At 70.0% G+C, this 18,736-nt stretch carries 13 protein-coding genes; 10 read left to right on the top strand and 3 right to left on the bottom strand.

The genetic code is table 11. The features are described 5' to 3' along the window. Positions 1-31 precede the first annotated feature (31 nt). From AB0N06_RS14280 to AB0N06_RS14255, 6 genes are all read left to right on the top strand, one after another. Positions 32-1,369, top strand: coding sequence for a sugar ABC transporter substrate-binding protein (locus AB0N06_RS14280; RefSeq protein WP_366134971.1), 1,338 nt, complete (start codon positions 32-34; stop codon positions 1,367-1,369). Between the two features lie 4 nt (positions 1,370-1,373). Beyond that, entirely contained in the window at positions 1,374-2,300 is a 927-nt protein-coding gene (locus AB0N06_RS14275; protein ID WP_366134970.1) for a sugar ABC transporter permease, read from the top strand. Beyond that, entirely contained in the window at positions 2,297-3,154 is an 858-nt protein-coding gene (locus AB0N06_RS14270) for a carbohydrate ABC transporter permease (protein WP_366134969.1), read from the top strand. Before AB0N06_RS14275 ends, AB0N06_RS14270 begins: the two co-directional genes overlap by 4 nt. After that, positions 3,151-5,184, top strand: a complete 2,034-nt coding sequence (locus AB0N06_RS14265; RefSeq protein WP_366134968.1) for a beta-galactosidase — start codon at positions 3,151-3,153, stop codon at positions 5,182-5,184. The genes AB0N06_RS14270 and AB0N06_RS14265 overlap by 4 nt, the downstream gene beginning before the upstream one ends. Then, entirely contained in the window at positions 5,181-7,364 is a 2,184-nt protein-coding gene (locus AB0N06_RS14260) for a trehalase family glycosidase (RefSeq protein ID WP_366134967.1), read from the top strand. The genes AB0N06_RS14265 and AB0N06_RS14260 overlap by 4 nt, the downstream gene beginning before the upstream one ends. A 272-nt stretch (positions 7,365-7,636) precedes the next feature. After that, a complete protein-coding gene (locus AB0N06_RS14255; RefSeq protein ID WP_366134966.1) occupies positions 7,637-11,020 on the top strand; it encodes a pyruvate carboxylase in 3,384 nt (1,127 codons plus the stop codon). 196 nt (positions 11,021-11,216) lie between these two features. Here the strand turns inward: AB0N06_RS14255 and AB0N06_RS14250 are convergent, their stop codons facing one another. Then, positions 11,217-12,437, bottom strand: coding sequence for a saccharopine dehydrogenase C-terminal domain-containing protein (locus AB0N06_RS14250; RefSeq protein ID WP_366134965.1), 1,221 nt, complete (start codon positions 12,435-12,437; stop codon positions 11,217-11,219). Positions 12,438-12,574: 137 nt separating this feature from the next. On the opposite strand from AB0N06_RS14250, the gene AB0N06_RS14245 reads away from it, so the two are divergent. Further along, positions 12,575-13,288, top strand: a complete 714-nt coding sequence (locus AB0N06_RS14245) for a helix-turn-helix domain-containing protein (RefSeq protein ID WP_366134964.1) — start codon at positions 12,575-12,577, stop codon at positions 13,286-13,288. Positions 13,289-13,390: 102 nt separating this feature from the next. Here AB0N06_RS14245 and AB0N06_RS14240 read toward each other — a convergent pair whose 3' ends face one another. Beyond that, positions 13,391-13,813 (bottom strand): Hsp20/alpha crystallin family protein, encoded by a 423-nt coding sequence (locus tag AB0N06_RS14240; RefSeq protein WP_366134963.1) that lies wholly within the window; start codon positions 13,811-13,813, stop codon positions 13,391-13,393. 280 nt (positions 13,814-14,093) lie between these two features. Between AB0N06_RS14240 and AB0N06_RS14235 the strand changes: the two genes are divergently transcribed. The 3 genes from AB0N06_RS14235 (at position 14,094) to AB0N06_RS14225 (ending at position 17,560) form a co-directional block, all read left to right on the top strand. After that, positions 14,094-14,939 carry a universal stress protein gene (locus tag AB0N06_RS14235; protein ID WP_366134962.1) on the top strand — a complete coding sequence of 282 codons (846 nt, stop codon included), beginning with the start codon at positions 14,094-14,096 and terminating at the stop codon, positions 14,937-14,939. A 518-nt stretch (positions 14,940-15,457) separates the two neighbouring features. Further along, positions 15,458-16,504: a M36 family metallopeptidase gene (locus AB0N06_RS14230; RefSeq protein ID WP_366134961.1), complete on the top strand. Its 1,047-nt coding sequence runs from the start codon at positions 15,458-15,460 to the stop codon at positions 16,502-16,504. A gap of 561 nt (positions 16,505-17,065) precedes the next feature. Further along, positions 17,066-17,560 (top strand): lamin tail domain-containing protein, encoded by a 495-nt coding sequence (locus AB0N06_RS14225; protein ID WP_366134960.1) that lies wholly within the window; start codon positions 17,066-17,068, stop codon positions 17,558-17,560. A 125-nt stretch (positions 17,561-17,685) separates the two neighbouring features. Here the strand turns inward: AB0N06_RS14225 and AB0N06_RS14220 are convergent, their stop codons facing one another. Continuing rightward, complete coding sequence (locus AB0N06_RS14220) at positions 17,686-18,519, bottom strand: pentapeptide repeat-containing protein (protein ID WP_366134959.1); 834 nt, start codon at positions 18,517-18,519, stop codon at positions 17,686-17,688. Between the last annotated feature and the right edge of the window lie 217 nt (positions 18,520-18,736).

Below are 18,736 nucleotides of genomic sequence, written 5' to 3'. Positions count from 1 at the left end.
GCATTAGGCATTCAGGCTCTAGGAGGCAAGAGTGTCAACGAGACCCACCCGACGACTTGTTCTGGCCACAGGTCTGGCGACCGCGGCAACGTCCCTGGTCAGCGCGTGTGCCATGGGCGGTTCGGGCGGCGGAGGCGCCCGCGGCATCAGTGGCAAGGAGGGCGACAAAAAGGGCAAGGTCAGCGGAAAGATCACTGTCTGGTCGTGGGACGTGGCCGCCCAGGCCATGAAGCGACTGGCCCGCACCTTCGAGGAGCGCCACCCCGGCACCACCGTCGATGTCGTCGACATCGGATACGACAACGCCTACGACAAGATCACCGTTGGCCTGCGCGGCGGCTCGGGCCTCGCCGATGTCCTCACGGTCGAGGGCAGCCACATGCCGCGCTACACCGGCAACTTTCCGAGCGGCTTCTACGACCTGACGAGCCTCGGCGGCCGCTACGGCGGCGACTTCGACCGCGCCGCGTGGCGCACCGTCACCGGCAAGGGGGGCGCCGTCCTCGCCCTGCCCTGGGACATCGGCCCCTGCGCGCTCTATTACCGCACGGACCACTTCCGTGCCGCCGGAGTCGACCCCAAGTCTCTCCTGACCTGGGACGACTATGTGGCGGCGGGTGTACGGATCAAGAAGGCCACCGGCCGCAAGCTGCTCATCATGGACTCCACCGACGCGGGCATCCTGCCGATGCTGCTCCAGCAGCAAGGGCAGTCCTACTTCAAGGGCGGCCGGGTCGCCGTCGACACCCCCGAGGCCGTGCAGTCCATGACCCTGATGAAGACCCTGCACGACAAGGGACTCGTCGACTACGAGAAGGGCTGGGACGGGCTCGTCACCGGCACCAAGGAGGGAAAGGCCAGCACCACGCCCACCGCCGCCTGGTGGACGGGTACGCTCACCGAGGAGATGCCCGAGCTGAAAGGGAAGTTCGGGGTGGTTCCCCTGCCCGGGTTCACCGCCGACGGCATCCGCACCTCGAACATCGGCGGCTCCACTCTCTGCGTTCCCGCGCAGAGCAAGAACCCACGCCTGGCCTGGGCGTTCATCGAGTTCCTGCTCACGGGCAAGGCGAACCAGGTCTCCATGCTGAAGCGCGAGGGCCTGTTCCCGGCGTATCTGCCCGCGCTCGACGACCCGTATCTGAGCGCGAAACAGGGGTACTTCGGCGGCCAGGCAGCCCTCGACGTGTTCGCCCGGCTCGCCCGCAACATCCCGCCGGTCGAGAACAACAAGGACGACGCGAAGGCAACCGACATCATGATCTCCGCAGTCACCGGTGTGATGCTGCGGGGCAAGGACCCGCGCGCCACGCTGAGTTCGGCGGCGCGGCAGATCGCCGCGGCCACCGGCCGCGAGAGGGTGAAGTAGCCCGATGGCCGTCCACACCACCCACGACCGGCCGGTCGCACCCGCCCGCGCCCCCGCGGCGACCCGCCGCCGGCGCCCGCGCCCCGTCGCCTGGATCTTCGCCGGACCGGCCGCCGCCCTCTTCGCTCTCTTCTTCGTTTATCCGCTCGGCGCGAGCCTCCTGCAGAGCTTCACCACCGAGGACACGGGCGCCACCCGCTGGGTCGGCCTCGACCAGTACCGGCGCATGATCCACGACCCCGCCTTCGTGGAGTCCCTGCTCAACACGGGGATCATCCTCGTTGTCCAGGTCCCGGTGATGATCGGCCTTGCCCTCGTCCTCGCCGTCCTCCTCAACCAGTCCTGGCTGCGCTTCCGTGGCACCTGGCGCGCGGTCCACTTCCTGCCCGCCGTCACCACACTCGTCGCGTACGCCGTCGTCTTCCAGGTCCTCCTCAAGACCGACGGCGGCCTCGTCAACCAGATGCTCGGCGCCATCGGCATCGGCCCGATCGACTGGCTCAACAGCCCCACGTGGGCCCGTGTTTCACTGATCGCGTCCCTGACCTGGCGCTGGACCGGCTACAACGCCGTCATTCTCCTCGCCGGGCTCCAGGCCATCGGGAAGGAGCAGTACGAGGCCGCAGACATCGATGGCTCCGGCACCCTCTCCACGTACACGCGCGTGATCCTGCCGCAGTTGCGCCCCATCGTCCTGTTCTGCGTGATCACCTCCACCATCGGCACGCTTCAGCTCTTCGACGAGAACTACGTCCTCACGCGCGGCGGACCCGACGACGCGACGCTCACCCCGGTCGTCTACCTCTACAAAGTCGGCTTCCAGCAGCTCGACTTCGGCTACGCCGCCGCCATCGCCTGGGTCGTCGTGGCTCTCATCGCCGCGATCTCCGCCCTCCAGTACGTCGCCTTCGGAAGGGAGCGCCGGCGGTGACCGCACTCCAGCAGCCCCCTGTACGCGTCCACCCCGCCCGGCGCGTCGGCCGCTACGCCGTGCGTCTGTGCCTTGCGGCGGGCGCCGTTGTCAGCCTCGTGCCGTTCCTGTGGATGGCGATCGCCGCGACACACTCCACCTCCGAACTGTTCCACTCCCCGCCACCGGTCCTGCCCGGCGGACGCCTGCTCGACAACCTCGCACGGCTCCAGGACACCATCGGCTTCGGCCGTGTCCTCCTCAACAGCCTCGGCATCGCCGTCGTGCACACCGCGCTCAGCTCGCTGATCTCAGCCATGTGCGGTTACGGGCTCGCCAAGTACCGCTTCCGCGGCCGGGGTCTGCTGCTCGGCGCCGTGCTCACCACCATGATGATCCCGTTCCAGGTGCTGCTCGTGCCGCTGTTCCAGATGATGGCGAGCGTCGGCTGGATCGACTCCTACCAAGCCGTAGTCCTGCCGTTCCTTGCCAACTCCTTCGGTATCCTGCTGATGCGGCAGGGCTTCGTCGACTTCCCCGACGAGCTCATCGAATCGGCCCGCATCGACGGATCCGGCGAGCTGCGCACCTTCTACCAGGTTGTGCTGCCGTGCGTGCGCCCACAGCTCGGCGCCCTGGTCATCTTCACGTTCATGGCGCAGTGGAACAGCTTCATCTGGCCGCTGCTCATGCTCAACTCCGAGGACAAATACACCGTGCCCGTCGCGCTCAACACCCTCACGGGGCTCTCCCATGTCGACTACTCGGGCCTGATGCTCGGCTCGTTGCTTGCGACGCTGCCCCTCATGGCCCTGTTCCTGGTCTTCCAGCGGCAGTTCGTGGCCGGACTGCTCGGCGGGGCGGTAAAGGGATGAGCCGCCTGACCCGGGTCCCGGGCGTCCTCTATGGCGGTGACTACAACCCCGAGCAGTGGCCCGAGAGCGTCTGGGCCGAGGACGCCGAGCTGATGCGCGAGGCCGGCGTCACCATGGTGACCGTCGGCGTCTTCTCCTGGGCGAGACTCCAGCCCGGCCCGGACACCTGGGACTTCGCCTGGTTCGACCGGCTCCTCGACCTGCTGCACGCCCACGGTGTCGCCGTCGACCTGGCGACCGCGACCGCGTCACCCCCCGCCTGGCTCGTGCGCGCCCACCCCGAGATCCTGCCGGTCACGGCCGACGGCGTACGTCTCGAATTCGGCTCGCGCCAGCACTACTGCCCGTCCTCGCCCGTGTACCGCGCCGCCGCCGTGCGCTTGACCCGCACCCTCGTCGAACGCTACGCACACCACCCGGCGCTCGCCCTGTGGCACATCCACAACGAGTACGGGGACCATGTCACCGAGTGCTTCTGCGCCCGCTCCGCCGATCACTTCCGTACCTGGCTGACCGACCGCTACGGCACGATCGACTCCCTCAACCGCGCCTGGGGCACGGCTTTCTGGTCGCAGCGCTACGGCACGTACGCTGAGATCGAACCCCCGCGCACCGCGCCCGGACCGGTCAACCCGACGCAGCTCCTCGACTGGCGGCGCTTCTGCTCCGACGCCCTCCTGGACTGCCACCGCGCCGAGCGCGGCGTCCTGAGCGAGCTGAGCCCGGACATCCCGGCCACCACCAACTTCATGTCGATGTTCAAGGCACTCGACTACTGGAAGTGGGCTGAGCACGAGGACCTCGTCTCCGACGACGCCTACCCGGACCCCGCCGACCCACGCGCCCACGTCAACGCCGCCCTCAACTACGACCTGATGCGCTCGCTCAAGGGCGGCCGCCCCTGGCTGCTCCTCGAGCAGGCGCCGTCCGCGGTCAGCTGGCGCCCGGTCAACGTCCCCAAGAAGTCCGGCCTGCAACGCCTCTGGTCCCTCCAGGCCCTGGCCCGCGGCGCTGACGGCATCATGTACTTCCAGTGGCGTGCCTCCCGCGCGGGCGCCGAGAAATACCACAGCGCACTGTTCCCGCACCGCGGCACAGACTCCCGCGGCTGGCGCGAGACCGTCCGCTTCGGCACCGAGCTCGCCCGGCTCGGCGAGGTCACCGGCGCCACCACCCCCGCGGACGTGGCGATCGTCCTCGACTGGGATTCCTGGTGGGCCCTCGAGGCCGACGATCACCCCTCGGCCCGCATGCGCTGGCGCGACCTCCTGCACCCCTGGTATGCGGCGCTCCACGCCCGCGCAGTCACCGCCGAGTTCGTCCCCCCGCACGCCGACCTCGACGGCTACCGGGCGGTTCTCGCGCCCAATCTCCACCTGCTGCGTCCCGAGAACGCCGAACGCATCGCCGCGTACGTCCAGGGAGGCGGCCACTTCGTGTGCGGACCCTTCAGCGGCGTCGTCGACGGCGACGATCACATCCACGACGGCGGCGCGCCTGGACCGCTGAGAGACGTACTCGGCGTGAGCGTCGACGAGTTCTGGCCGATCCCCGACGGCGAGGCGGTGCAGCTGGCCTCCGGCGCCGAGGCCACCCTGTGGAGCGAGTGGATCGAGACCGAGGGCCCGGAGACCGAGGTCGTCGACGTGTACGCGGCCGGAGAGCTGACCGGCCGCCCCGCCGTCACCCGCCACCCCTACGGCAGCGGCACCGCCTGGTACGCGAGTGCTCACCTCGGCGACGGCATCGGCGCCGTGTTCGACGCAGCCCTGCTGGAGGCCGGTGTGAGGCCCGTGCTCGACGTCCCCGAGGGAGTCGAGTCGACCGTCCGGACCGGCGAGCACGGCACCTACCTCTTCGTCCTCAACCACACGGACCACGACACACAGACGCCATTGACCGGCGCCTGTGCCGCAGGCGGCATCGATCTGCTCACCGGGACGACCGTCCGTGACCACGTACGCCTCGGCCCGCTCGGTGCCGCGGTCCTGCGCATCGCCACCGACTCCCTTGGAGGGACCCAGAAGTGACCGGAAACCGGCCCCTGAGAGCTCTGACCGCACTCCTTCTCGCCGGCGGCGCCCTCGCCGTGCCGCAAGCGGCCTCCGCCCATGAGCACCCGGCGCCGGCGTCCCCGTACGCCGACGTGCTCGACCTGCACGGCACCCCGGCCGCCGCCCTGCCCGGCGATGACGAGGACAACAACCCTGTCACCGTTTTCGCCGACCAAGGGGCCTGGCATGCCTACGCCCTGCCGAAAGCCGGTGACAAGGACGCATACGGCGGCTTCTCCGGGCCCCTTTACATTGCCCAGGAATACCCCTGGTGGCTCAGTAAGTCCTTCAGCCGTATCCGCCTCACCGAAAACGGCCGCACACTCGACCTGGCCGGCGGCGGTGCACCCCGGTTCACGTCCTTGCCCGGCCGGCTCCTCCAGTCGTACGACCTCGGCCACGGACTGCGCCTCACCCTCGAACTCCGCTTCGCGACCGGCCGCAGCGCCCTGGTGCGCGCCCAGGTCCGCAATACCGGCTCGGCGCCCCGCACGCTGGGCGCCGACTGGACGGGCAGCCTGCTGCGGCCCGCCGACAGACCGATGCGCGACGCGCCCTCGCTGACCGCCACCCGCTCGGGCGTCGGCGTCGACTTCGCCGAGGTCCGTGAGACCTGGGACTACCTCACCGACGGCACGGAACGCTTCGAGGTCACCCACAAGGACCGCGTGCGCACCACAGTGGACGGCGACACGTACCGCACCGAGACCACCGAGCCGGTGAGCCTCGCACCGGGTCGCTCGCACAGCTTCGACTGGACCGAGTCCTACACCTTCACCGCCGCCGAGAGGACCCGCGAGAAGGCGACGGTGCGGGACGTCCTCGACCACCCGGCGTCGGTCGTCTCGGCGGGCGACGCACGCTGGCACGGCTACGTCGCCGGAGTGACCCGGAACGTGCCCGCGGACCGGCGGCGCGCCGCCGTGAAGTCCCTGGAGACCCTCGTCACCAACTGGCGCAGCGCAGCGGGGCAGATCAAGCACGACGGGATCACGCCATCGATCTCCTACAAGTGGTTCACCGGCGGTATCTGGGCCTGGGACACCTGGAAGCAGGCCGTGGGCACGGCCCGCTTCGCGCCCGATCTGGCCGAGTCACAGATCCGCTCCATGTTCGACTGGCAGATCACGTCGGACTCCGCGACGCGCCCGCAGGACGCCGGGATGGTCCCCGACGTCATCTTCTACAACGACCCCTCGCGCGGCGGCGGCAACTGGAACGAGCGCAACTCCAAGCCCCCGCTGGCCGCCTGGGCCGTGTGGGAGGTGTACGCGAAGACGGGCGACAAGGCCTTCCTTCGTGAGATGTACCCGAAGCTCGCCGCCTACCAGGCCTGGTGGTACCGCAACCGCGACCACGACCACAACGGCCTCGCCGAGTACGGTGCGACCGTCGACCCCGCCAACAACTCGCCCGAGGAGCGGCGCCTCGCCGCTGCCTGGGAGAGCGGCATGGACAACGCGCCCCGCTTCGACGCCGCCCTCGGCACGAACGTCGTCGCCAACCGCGCGGCCGACGGAACACTCCTCGGCTACTCCCTCAACCAGGAATCCGTCGACCTGAACTCCTATCTCGCCTCTGACCAGGGCAACTTGGCGCGCATCGCGGGCGCGCTCGGCCGCGGTGCCGACGCCGAGCGGTGGAAGCAGCGGTCCGCCGCGACCTCCTCCGCCGTCCGCACCACGATGTACGACCCCACCGACGGCTGGTTCCACGACACCGCGCTGGGCAGCGGCGTGCCGCTCACGGCCCGCGGCCGCGGCATCGAGGGCGCGGTCCCGCTGTGGACCGGCACCGCGTCCAGGACGCAGGCTCGCGCAGTGCGCGACAAGCTGATGGACCCTGGGGAGTTCGCGACGACCGTCCCGTTCCCGACCGTGTCGAAGAGCTCCCCCTACTTCTCGCCGACGGCGTACTGGCGCGGCCCCGTGTGGTTCGACCAGGCCTACTTCGCCTGCGACGGCCTGCGCCGCTACGGCTACGTCAAGGAAGCGAACGCCCTGACGGATCGACTCCTCACCCAAGCGTCAGGCCTCACTGGCAACGGGCCGATCATGGAGAACTATGACCCGACGACGGGAGCACCGCTCAACTCGCCCAACTTCAGCTGGTCGGCCGCTCTGCTGCTGCCGATGCTGACACGGGACAAGCCGTAGTCCCGCAATGTTTGCCCTGCCGGCCACGGCGCGTAGGCGCCGGTCGTCGGCAGGGCGGATTCGCCAGACGATGTAGCGGCGGATCAGGCTGCCCGCTCCACACCCAGCCGAGGCATACCCGACCGCTCCATGATGACCTCCGCGAACCTGCAGCAGAGCGACCGGCCGGTGGTGATTCGGCCCGGGCTGCTCTTGTACGGGTGTAGACAGGGCATCAGTCACGAGGGCGCCCGTCGGGCGCGCACGTCGCGAACGTCAGGGAGGGACTGCTCATGTTCCGGAAGGTACTTGTCGCGAACCGTGGTGAGATCGCCGTCCGCGCATTCCGCGCCGCCTACGAACTGGGCGCGGGAACGGCGGCCGTGTTCCCGTACGAGGACCGCGGCTCGCTGCATCGTCTCAAGGCCGACGAGGCCTACGAGATCGGCCGGAGGGGGCACCCGGTGCGCGCCTACCTGTCGGTCGAGGAGATCGTGGGCGCGGCGCGCAGGGCCGGGGCGGACGCCGTTTACCCCGGGTACGGCTTCCTGTCCGAGAACCCGGATCTGGCCCGGGCCTGCGAGGACGCCGGAATCACGTTCATCGGTCCCAGCGTCGGGGTGCTGGAACTGACCGGCAACAAGGCGCGCGCGGTCGCCGCGGCCCGTGCGGCGGGTGTGCCGGTCCTGGGGTCGTCGCAGCCGTCGACCGACGTGGACGAGCTGGCGGCGGCCGCGGAGGAGATCGGCCTCCCGCTGTTCGTCAAGGCGGTTGCCGGAGGCGGCGGGCGCGGAATGCGGCGAGTGGACGACCCCGCGCACCTGCGCGAGGCCATCGAGGCGGCGTCCCGCGAGGCCGAGTCCGCCTTCGGCGACGCCACGGTGTTCCTGGAGAAGGCGGTCGTCGACCCCCGCCACATCGAGGTGCAGATTCTCGCCGACGGACACGGCGACATCATCCACCTGTTCGAGCGGGACTGCTCGGTGCAGCGGCGCCATCAAAAGGTCCTCGAACTGGCCCCGGCGCCCAACCTCGACCCCGTGATCCGGGACCGCATCTGCGCCGACGCGGTCGCCTTCGCGCACAGCATCGGTTACCGCAACGCCGGCACCGTCGAGTTCCTGCTCGACCGGGAAGGCAACCACGTCTTCATCGAGATGAACCCGCGCATCCAGGTCGAGCACACGGTGACCGAGGAGGTCACCGACGTCGACCTGGTCCAGGCGCAACTGCGCATCGCCGCCGGCGAGACCCTGGCCGACCTCGGTCTCGCGCAGGACGGGATCTGTCTGCGGGGTGCCGCACTGCAGTGCCGGATCACCAGCGAGGACCCGGCCAACGGGTTCCGGCCGGACACCGGCACCATCAGCGCGTACCGCTCGCCGGGCGGCTCCGGCATCAGGCTGGACGGCGGCACCGCCTTCGTCGGTTCCGAGATCAGCGCCCACTTCGACTCCATGCTGGTGAAACTGACCTGCCGGGGCCGCGACTTCGCCACCGCGGTGCGACGGGCCCGGCGCGCGGTGGCCGAGTTCCGCATCCGCGGCGTGGCCACGAACATTCCGTTCCTGCAGGCGGTTCTCGACGACCCGGACTTCCAGGAGGGCCGGGTCACCACGTCGTTCATCGAGGAGCGCCCGCATCTGCTGACCTCGCGCCACTCCGCCGACCGCGGCACCCGCCTGCTCACCTACCTCGCCGACCTCACGGTCAACAAGCCGCACGGTGAGCGCCCGCACCTGATCGACCCCACGACCAAACTGCCGGACATCGCGAACGGCGTACCGCCCGCCGGGTCGAAGCAGCAGCTGACCGAGCTGGGGCCGGAGGGCTTCGCGCGGCGCCTGCGGGAATCACCCGCGGTCGCCGTCACCGACACCACCTTCCGGGACGCCCACCAGTCCCTGCTGGCCACCCGGGTGCGGACGAAGGATCTGCTCGCCGTTGCCCCGGCCGTGGCCCGGACTCTGCCGCAGCTGCTCTCGCTGGAGTGCTGGGGCGGCGCCACCTACGACGTGGCGCTGCGCTTCCTGGCCGAGGACCCCTGGGACCGCCTGGCCCGCCTGCGTGAGGCGGTGCCCAACATCTGCCTGCAGATGCTGCTGCGTGGCCGCAATACGGTCGGCTACACCCCGTACCCCGCGGAGGTCACCACCGCCTTCGTCGAGGAGGCCACCCGGACCGGCATCGACATCTTCCGCATCTTCGACGCGCTCAATGACGTCGGCCGGATGCGGCCGGCGATCGACGCCGTGCGCGAGACCGGATCGGCCGTCGCCGAGGTGGCCCTGTGCTACACCTCGGACCTGTCCGACCTTTCCGAGAAGCTCTACACCCTCGACTACTACCTCCGGCTCGCCGAGCAGATCGTCGAGTCCGGCGCGCACGTCCTGGCGATCAAGGACATGGCGGGGCTGCTCCGGGCACCCGCCGCCGCGAAACTGGTGACCGCGCTGCGCAGGGAGTTCGAGCTGCCGGTCCACCTCCACACCCACGACACGGCCGGCGGTCAGCTGGCCACCTACCTGGCCGCGATCAACGCCGGCGCCGATGCCGTGGACGGAGCGGTGGCCTCGATGGCGGGCACCACCTCGCAGCCCTCGCTGTCGGCGATCGTCGCGGCCACCGACCACTCCGAGCGGCCGACCGGGCTGAGCCTGCGGGCGGTCGGAGACCTCGAACCGTACTGGGAGATCGTGCGCAGGATCTACGCGCCGTTCGAGGCCGGCCCGGCCTCGCCCACCGGGCGCGTGTACGACCACGGGATCCCCGGCGGTCAGCTGTCCAACCTGCGCGTCCAGGCACGGGAGTTGGGCCTCGGTGACCGGTTCGAGGACATTGAGGCGATGTATGCCGCGGCCGACCGCATGCTCGGCCGCCTGGTCAAGGTCACACCGTCGTCCAAAGTGGTCGGCGACCTCGCCCTGCACCTCGTCGGCGCGGGCGTCCCACCGGAGCGGTTCGCCGCCGAGCCCGGCGCGTACGACATCCCGGACTCCGTGATCGGTTTCCTGCGCGGCGAGTTGGGCGACCCGCCCGGCGGCTGGCCGGAGCCGTTCCGCAGCAAGGCCCTCAAGGGCCGCGCCGCGCCCAGGCCGGTCGCCGAACTGTCCGCCGGGGACCGCGACGGACTGGACAAGGACCGGCGGGCCACTCTCAACCGGCTGCTGTTCCCCGGGCCGGCGAAGGAGTTCGAGGCACATCGGGACGCCTACGGCGACACCGGAGTCCTGCCGAGCAAGGACTTCTTCTACGGTCTGCGACCGGGGGAGGAGCATGAGGTGGACCTCGAGCCCGGGGTGCGGCTGCTCATCGCACTGGAGGCGATCGGTGAAGCGGATGAGCGCGGCATGCGCACCGTGATGGCCACGCTCAATGGCCAGCTCCGGCCGATCCAGGTGCGTGACCGCTCGGTGGCTTCGGAACTTCCGGCAGCGGAGAAGGCCGACAAGTCCGACCCGAAACACGTTGCCGCACCGTTCGCCGGGGTGGTGACGCTGTCGGTCGCAGCCGGAGACCGGGTCGAGGCGGGTGCGACCATCGCGACGATCGAGGCGATGAAGATGGAGGCCGCCATCACCGCTCCGGTCGCCGGAGCGGTGGACCGCCTGGCCATCACCTCCGTTCAGCAGGTCGAGGGGGGCGACCTCCTGATGGTGATCGCCCAGCCCCAGTGAGATTGATCGCCCGGGCCCCGGGGCCGTGCAGTCGCCTGCCCGGCTCCGGGACTCCATGGCCGGGAGGTGCACCGGCCGCAAGGGCGGTGAGCTGCTGTCGGCCGGTTCACCACGCATGCGGCGATCCCGCGGTGAACCCTCCCGACCGTCTTTCCGACGCAGAGCCGCGTCGGATCCCCTGGTGAGCCGAGGGCGGTCACTGCTCCCGCATGCCCCACGGAGAGCCATACGCGCTGAGCAGGTCCAGGAAGGGGCGCGCGGGGAAGGCCTCCGGGCCGAGGACCCCCGAGCCGGTCCACGCGCCCGTGGCCAGGAGTTCGAGGGCGACGACCGGGTTGACGGCCGTCTGCCACACCACTGCCTGGGAGCCGTACTCGGCCATCGACCACTGGTTGTCCACCACGTGGTAGAGGTAGACCTCGCGTGACTCGCCGTCCTTGGTGCCGCGCACCCAGGTGCCCGCGCAGGTCTTGCCGTGCATGCGCTCGCCCAGCGTCGCCGGATCCGGCAGGCAGGCGGCCACGACGTCGCGGGGCGACACGCCCACCGGGCCCGCAGCGCTCGGCACGGTCACCGGATCGGTGCGGTCCAGGCCCAGGAGGTGCAGTGTCCTGAGGGTCTGGATGAATTCCTCGCCCAGGCCGTACTTGAAGGTCACGCGCCGCGCGTCGACCCAACGGGGAACAAGCAAAACCTCCTCGTGCTCCACGTTCACGCACTCGACCGGGCCGATGCCCTCGGGGAAGTCGAACACCTCCGGCTCGCTGAAGGGCGCGGTCGTGAACCAGCCGCGGTCCGCTTCGTAGACGACCGGCGGATTGAGACACTCCTCGATGGTGGTCCAGATGCTGAAGGAGGGTGCGAATTCGTAGCCGTCGACGGTGAGGTTCGCGCCGTCGCGGATGCCGATCTCCTCGATCTCATCGAAGAGTTCGTCGGCCGCGTACCGTGCGAAGACATCGGACAGCCCCGGCTCCACACCCATGCCGACGAGAGCCAGCGCGCCCGCCTTCTCCCAGTCGGCAGCCTGTGCGAACTGCGTGTCGCCGAGCATGACCCCGCACTCCTCGTAGGGCCGCTCGGGGTGCGGGCGCGACAGAGACATCGCCATGTCGAGGTAGGTTGCGCCGGCCGCGAGCGCCGCCTGAAAGAGGGGCATCACGAACCGCGGGTCGGTGGCATTGAGCAGGACGTCGCACCCGTGCCGCGTCAGCAGCGCCGTCACTGCGGCCTGATCGGACGCGTCGACGTGCTCGGCACGGAAGCGGCCCGCGGTGCCCGTGAGGGCAGCGACCGCGGCCTCGGCCCGGCTCAGGTCGTAGTCGGCCACGACCATCTCGTCGAAGAACGAGCGCCGGGCCGCGATCCGGGTGATCGCGGTGCCCACACCGCCGGCTCCCACAAGCAGAACACGCATGACACGGACTTCCTCTCTGTGGAGTTGGGGCATGCCCGCGCGGAACGGAGGCGCGGCGCCCCTGCCGGGAGATCCAACGCCGCGCGCTCGGATAAGGTCAATGGTGTTGGCATAAGGACCGGGGCGGGGAGGCGGCGGTGGCGAAAACGGTGGTACCCGAGGAGAAACGGCGGCGCCGCCGTCCCACCAGAAGCGGCACCGTGCTGTCCGAGCAACTGATCGTCGAGACCGCCCTGCGGATGCTGCGTGAGCACGGCAGCACGGGACTCACCGCCCGCCGTCTCGGCCTGGCCCTGAACGCCGACCCCAGCACCCTCTACCGGTACTTCCGCGGCATGGACGATCTGACCCTCGCCATCGGCGACGCCCTCATTGGGCAGGCCCTTCAAGGCTGGCGGCCCACGGGGGAGTGGCGGTCCGATCTGCGCGGCCTCGGGTTGCGCATCCACGCCGTGTATGTCGGGCATCCGCAGGCGGCACTGCTCACCGCGAACCGGGTCACCGGGCGGGCCCACGAGCTGGCCGCCGACGAGGCCATCCTTGACGTACTCCGCACGGCGGGATTCCCGCTGCCGGACACGGTACGGATCTACCACGCCTTCATCGACCAGACCCTGGCCTTCGCCGCGCTCGACGCCGCCTCGCTGGCCCTGCCACGCGAAAGCCTCAGCGCCGACGAGGACATGTGGCGCTCGACGTACGCCCGCCTGCCGCGCACCACACACCCCCGGATCGCCGAGGCGGCGCCACTCCTGGCGACCCGCATGGTCGACAGCGCCTATCCCACGGCCCTGGAGATGCTGCTGGACAGCGCCGCAGCGCAGTGGGAGGCACGACGCTCCCGGCGATAGAGGATCGTCCGGGGCCGAGGGTCACCACGAATCGCCGCACCGGCGCCTGGCCGCCCGGACGGACGGCAGTGCATGTCCGTCCGGGCGACCACCCGGTGCGGGTCACGTGGCGTGCTTGATTTCGATGTGTTTCGCCTCCGGCTTCTCCTCGCCGAGGCCAACGCTGACGGTCAGCATGCCGTCGATGTATTCGGCACGGACATCGTTCTCGTCCGCGCTCTTGGGCAGGGTGACACTGCGGGTCAGGGATCCGTAGCGGATCTCGCTGCGATGCTTGTCCACCTCGCGCTCGGTGCGCTCGGCTCTGATGGTGAGGTTGCCGTCCTCGACCGTGACGTCCAGATCCTTGACCTCGATGCCCGGGAGTTCCGCTCGAATGACGTAGCGGCCTTCCGCGGTGAACTCCTCGATCCTCATGGTGTACAGATCGGCCATCGCCGGCATGGTGAATCGGGTGGGGAAGGCCTCGAACCAGTCCGGCAGATCCGGGAACGGGAACTTCTGCTTGCGTGCGACTACAGCCATGCCCAGACCTCCTCGGTCCTGCGGTTACGACATGTCCAGTCCACTGCGCCACGCTCCCGAACGCAGGGGCCGAACAGTCCGCACCAGGGGTCCGAAGGTCCCTGGAGCCCTTCCTCGCCCTGGGGTGCAGCTCTCCGAACGGGGCCCGCTCGGCCCTCCGCCGCGCCGTCCATGTGCGTACCGTGCAGGTATGAGCTGCGGCCGCAGCCCACGGCTGCTGCTCCGTGCACGCAGACAGGTGGAGGAAGCCATGACAGCTGCCAGTGAACCACTCCCGATCATGCTCGGCGTCGACGCCGCGGAGCCGGCCGATGCGGCCCTGGCTTGGGCCGCCGACGAAGCCGCCCGCCGTGGGGTGCGTCTGCATCTGGTCCACGCCGTGTTGCCCGTGGCCCATCACGTACGCGGCGTCGAGGAGACGGCACACCACAAGGCCTTGCGCCAGCTGGGCGACGAGGCGCTCGACAAGGCGACGGCTCGTGCCCATGAGCGGCAGCCGGGTCTTGAGGTGACGACCTTCATCACGGATGGCAATCCGGCCCCGGTCCTGGTACGGAGGTCCGCTCACGCGCGGCTGGTGGTCCTCGGCTCGCGTCGGCTGGGCCGGCTGGGGGAGATGCTCAGTGCTGTCTCGACGACCGTTCCGGTCAGTGCGCACGCTGCCTGCCCGGTGGCCGTGGTGCCGGAAGCCGGGCGCACCGAGGAGGAGCCGCCGTACCTGGTGGTCGGGGTGGACGCCAGCCGGTCGGCCGAGGCCGCGCTGGAACACGCCTTGGAGGCCGCTGCCTCGCGAGGCGCCTCCGTGCGTGCGGTGTGGGTGTGGCAGCGGCGGCTGCCAGGGCTTTTCGATGAGGACGCTGCGCTCGAGGCGTGCCACAGGCAGCTGCATGAGGCAACTGCGGGGCGGTCCAGCGCCTACCGCGATGTTCCCCTGAGCCACGCGGTGTTGCGAGGGCATCCTGTCGAGGCGTTGGCGGAGGCTTCCGAGCATGCGCTGGCTGTGATCGTCGGCCGCCGTGGCCGGGAGGGTTTCACCGGTATGCGGCTGGGCTCCGTCCCGCATGGGCTGCTGCACAGGGCAACCTGCCCCGTGGTCACTGTGCCGTCGGCCGACGAAGGGATCTGAGACCGGGAGGAGACCGGACCGAAGCGCATACCGCACCGGCCGGTTGTGCGAGCCCCTCGCCCGGCGACTGCGCATGGACGAAACGGCGCGTGGGTTCGCTTCCGGAAGCCGCAAGCACGCCCGAGAGCCCGGTCATCGCCCGACCAGGCCCGGTGAACAGGGCCGTCCAGGACTGGCCGCGGCCGGGCCGGTGTAAAACGGCGCCGACCGTGGGCCGGAGACGCGCCCTGAGCGCGGCGCTGGGCGTACCGGTGCACCTCACCCAACGACGCCGATCTCGCGGCGCCGAGTGGCGTTCCACGGCGACCTGACACCCACCGTCCCGGCACACGAACAGAGCGCCGCCGCACGGTGGGGGCCCTCGCCGCTGTGAGTGGGAAACGCGTTCAAGGCCTGGCCAAAGAACGCGTTCAAGGCCTGGCCAAAGAAGGGCCCGTGCGCAAGGATCACGCTCGCACCACGCCATCCCCCGCTATTCGACACGCCACCGCACCACATCCCAGCACGGGAGGATGTACATGACTCGCCGCACACCCCGCGGCCTGATTGCCGCGGCCACCGCCACCGTGGCTCTGCTCGCTCCGGCCGGAGCGGCCTCGGCCTCGGGCGCAGTCCCAGCCCCGGCCGAACCACAGGCCCGGGTATTCATGGTCAACCCCGTCCAGTCCTCGGGCGACCAGTCGCTCTTCGATGCCAAGGACTCGGCCGACGCCGTTCCCGCCTCGAGCTATGCCTCCGCCGCGTTGCGCAATCTCGACGGCAGTGGCGGACTCTCCGGACGGTGGGCCTACATCAGGTCGGAGACCGGCGCCCCCGCGAAGACCGCCGACGCCGGCACCTACACCCGGCACGACGACCAGTTCGAGCAGGTCATGGCCTACTTCTGGGTCAATGAGGCACAGGAGTACCTGCAGGGCCTCGGCTTCGGCAGCGAACTGCCCGGCGCCAACAACCGTGCGCAGCCCGTCCGTATCAACCAGTGGGGTGCGGACAACTCCTTCTTCACCGACAAGAAGGCCGAGATCCGCTTCGGCAAGGGCGGCGTGGACGATGCCGAGGACGCCGAGGTGATCGTTCACGAGTACGGACACGCGGTGCACAACGCCCAGGTGCCCGGCTTCGGCACCTCCCCGGAGGCCGGGGCGATCGGTGAGGCCTTCGGCGACTACCTGGCAGTCGAGGTCGGCGCCCATGCGGACGCCCGGTACGGCTGGCCCCGCAAGGCCGACCTGGCGTGCGTCGCCGACTGGGACTCGGTCGCCTACAGCGTCGCCCCGCATTGTCTGCGCCGGATCGACGGGAACAAGGTGTACCGGGACCGGGTGGGCGAGGTGCACGCGGACGGCGAGATCTGGTCCCGCGCACTCCTGGACATCCGCGGGGCGCTCGGCGCCAGGGTGGCCGACCGCGTCATCGTCAACGCTCAGTTCGGCTTCGCGCCCGACACCAGCTTCGAGGACGCCGCGGTGACGACGATTGCGACGGCGCAACGCATGTACGGCAAGAGCGCGGCGGACGCGGTCCGTGCCGCGTTCAAGGCCCGCGAGATCCCTGGCATCCAGTAGGCAGTGTGACGGCGGTCACCCCCTTCCCAGGGCGGCCCTCAGCGTGGTCTCGCGTCGGCCTTGAGTCCGTTGCGAGGCCACGCGCCGGCCGGATCTATCACCGATCACTGCTACGGCAGATGTGGCAAGTGCGGGCCGGGGCCCGGGAATTGCATCCTGGCGACAGCCTTTCTGGCGGGGCGCCAACCCTTGGTTCGGCGGTGCCACGTAGACGGAGAAGACTGTGATCCCACGCGGCCGTGGCAGGGATACGGGCCGCCGGGCGCGGGCGCAGGCGGGTGGCCACGAGCGCGGCCGGCACGGCCGGGCGCCGTCGGCCCGGGACCGCCAGGGCCGCGACGGCCGGAGGCAGGACCAGGTAGCAGGCTCCGGCGTTCGACCGGCTGCCCCGCGTCGACCCGCGTGCGTCGCCGTCAATTCACCAGCTGCGCAGCGTACTTGAGGGATGACGGACATGCGCCGCGCGGCCGTCTTCACACATCCATCAAGTTTTCTGCATCTCTTCATCACGGGTTGTGTATGCTCCAGGCGCTTCATCCGCACCACTGGGGGGACTTCCTCATGCGCATACGCCATGCCATATCCACTGTCGCCGCTGCCGGGGCCATCGCGGCTGTTGCCGTTGCCCCGGCGCAGGCAGCCGAGTACTCGTCGGCGCTGAAGATCAAGGGTGTCCAGTACGACGCGCCGGGCCCGGACTCCAACAGGTGCTCCACCGGGAACACCAAGGACGAGTACCTGACGATCAAGAACTACTCGTCGAAGGCGACCGTCAATCTCAAGGGCTACGTCGTCAAGGACGCCGCGGGCAACCGCTTCACCTTCTCGACCAGCCACTACCTCGAGCCCGGCGACTACATAAAGCTGCGGGGAGGCCACGGCACCGACTCCGACGCCAAGAACGTCGTCTACCGCCAGAACTGCAACTTCATCTGGAACAACGACAAGGACACCATCTACCTGTACAAGCCGTCAGGCAGTCGGGCGGACGTCCACGCCTACACCAAGAGCGGCTCCGACCCCGACCGCAACGGCTACATCAATTACCACGGCTGACGCACCATCACCGCAGACCGCGGGGAACGGCGGCAGAGGGTGGGTGCTCTGCCGCCGGCTCACCGGCGGCCCGGCGGGTGGCGCAGGCATCGTGGCGACCGCGGTCGTCGTGGCCCCGCCGCCGGCTACCAGTGCGCGGGACGGGCGAGGGCGGCAGGCAGCTTGGTGGCCGAGTCGCCCTGGGCCGCGTTGAGCTGGGCCTGGGTGAGGAAGATGCTCCCGGTGAGGTCGGCTCCGCTCAGGTCGGCGCCTCGCAAGTCAGCCCCGATCAGGTCGGCCACGCGCAGGTCGGCCTTCTTGAGGTCGGCCCCGATGAGGCAGGCACCGCGGAGACTGGCACCCCGCAGGCGGGCGCCGCCCAGCCTGGCCCCGATCAGCTGGGCTCCCCGGTGGTTCTTCTTGCGGCCGGGCACCTCGGCCCGCACCAGGTCACTGGTCCGCAGCAGCAGAGCGTTCACATCGTCGCGCAGCGCCGCCACGTCAAGGTCCGTGAACGATGCGGCATCCCCCCGGGTGAGGCCGTCGACGCGCTTCAGCGCACGGCGCAGGTCCGGGTGGACGGGGCGGGCCGGCGCGAGGTCGAGGGCCTCGGTGACGTACCAGAGCAGTTCGTGGAGCTGCCGCATCACCGGCAGGACCTCGAACATCGGGCGGGCAGTCTCCGGCGCCTGCCGCCAATCCGTTCCGCCGAAGGTGACCTGCGAGACCTTCTGGCCCGCACCGAAGCAGTCGAACACGGTGCAGCCCTGGAAGCCCTTCTCCCGCAGACGTGTGTGGATGCCGCAGCGGAAGTCCGTCTGAAGGTTCACGCACGGCTTCCCGGCGTCCTTGTCCACCGCGAAGTCTGCGGAACGGGCGAAGGGCAGCGCGACACAGCACAGTCCGAAGCAGCTCGCGCAGTCGGCCTGCAGATCGTTGCGGTCGCTGCTGTCGGACTGGGCCGCGTGCTTCTGGGACAACTGCGTGCTCTCCTGTGGTGAGACGAGCATGGCGGTTTCGCCACGCTCCGAGGCGAGCGCCCATTCTGGCAGACGGCGCGTGCCTGCCGTCCGCGGGAGCACGGCCCCGGGGGGCGGGGGCATGCACCTCGAGGCGTTGTCGTCGGCCTTGGCGGCGGCAGCCCAGGGACGGCCTGGGCCGCGTCCCGACCGAGCCGGACCACAGCCCCGGCAGGCT

This window comes from Streptomyces sp. NPDC051020, from assembly GCF_040683105.1.
Classification (GTDB): domain Bacteria; phylum Actinomycetota; class Actinomycetes; order Streptomycetales; family Streptomycetaceae; genus Streptomyces.
Note: the sequence above shows the minus strand (reverse complement) of the source record. Positions and strands in the feature narration are given on the sequence as shown.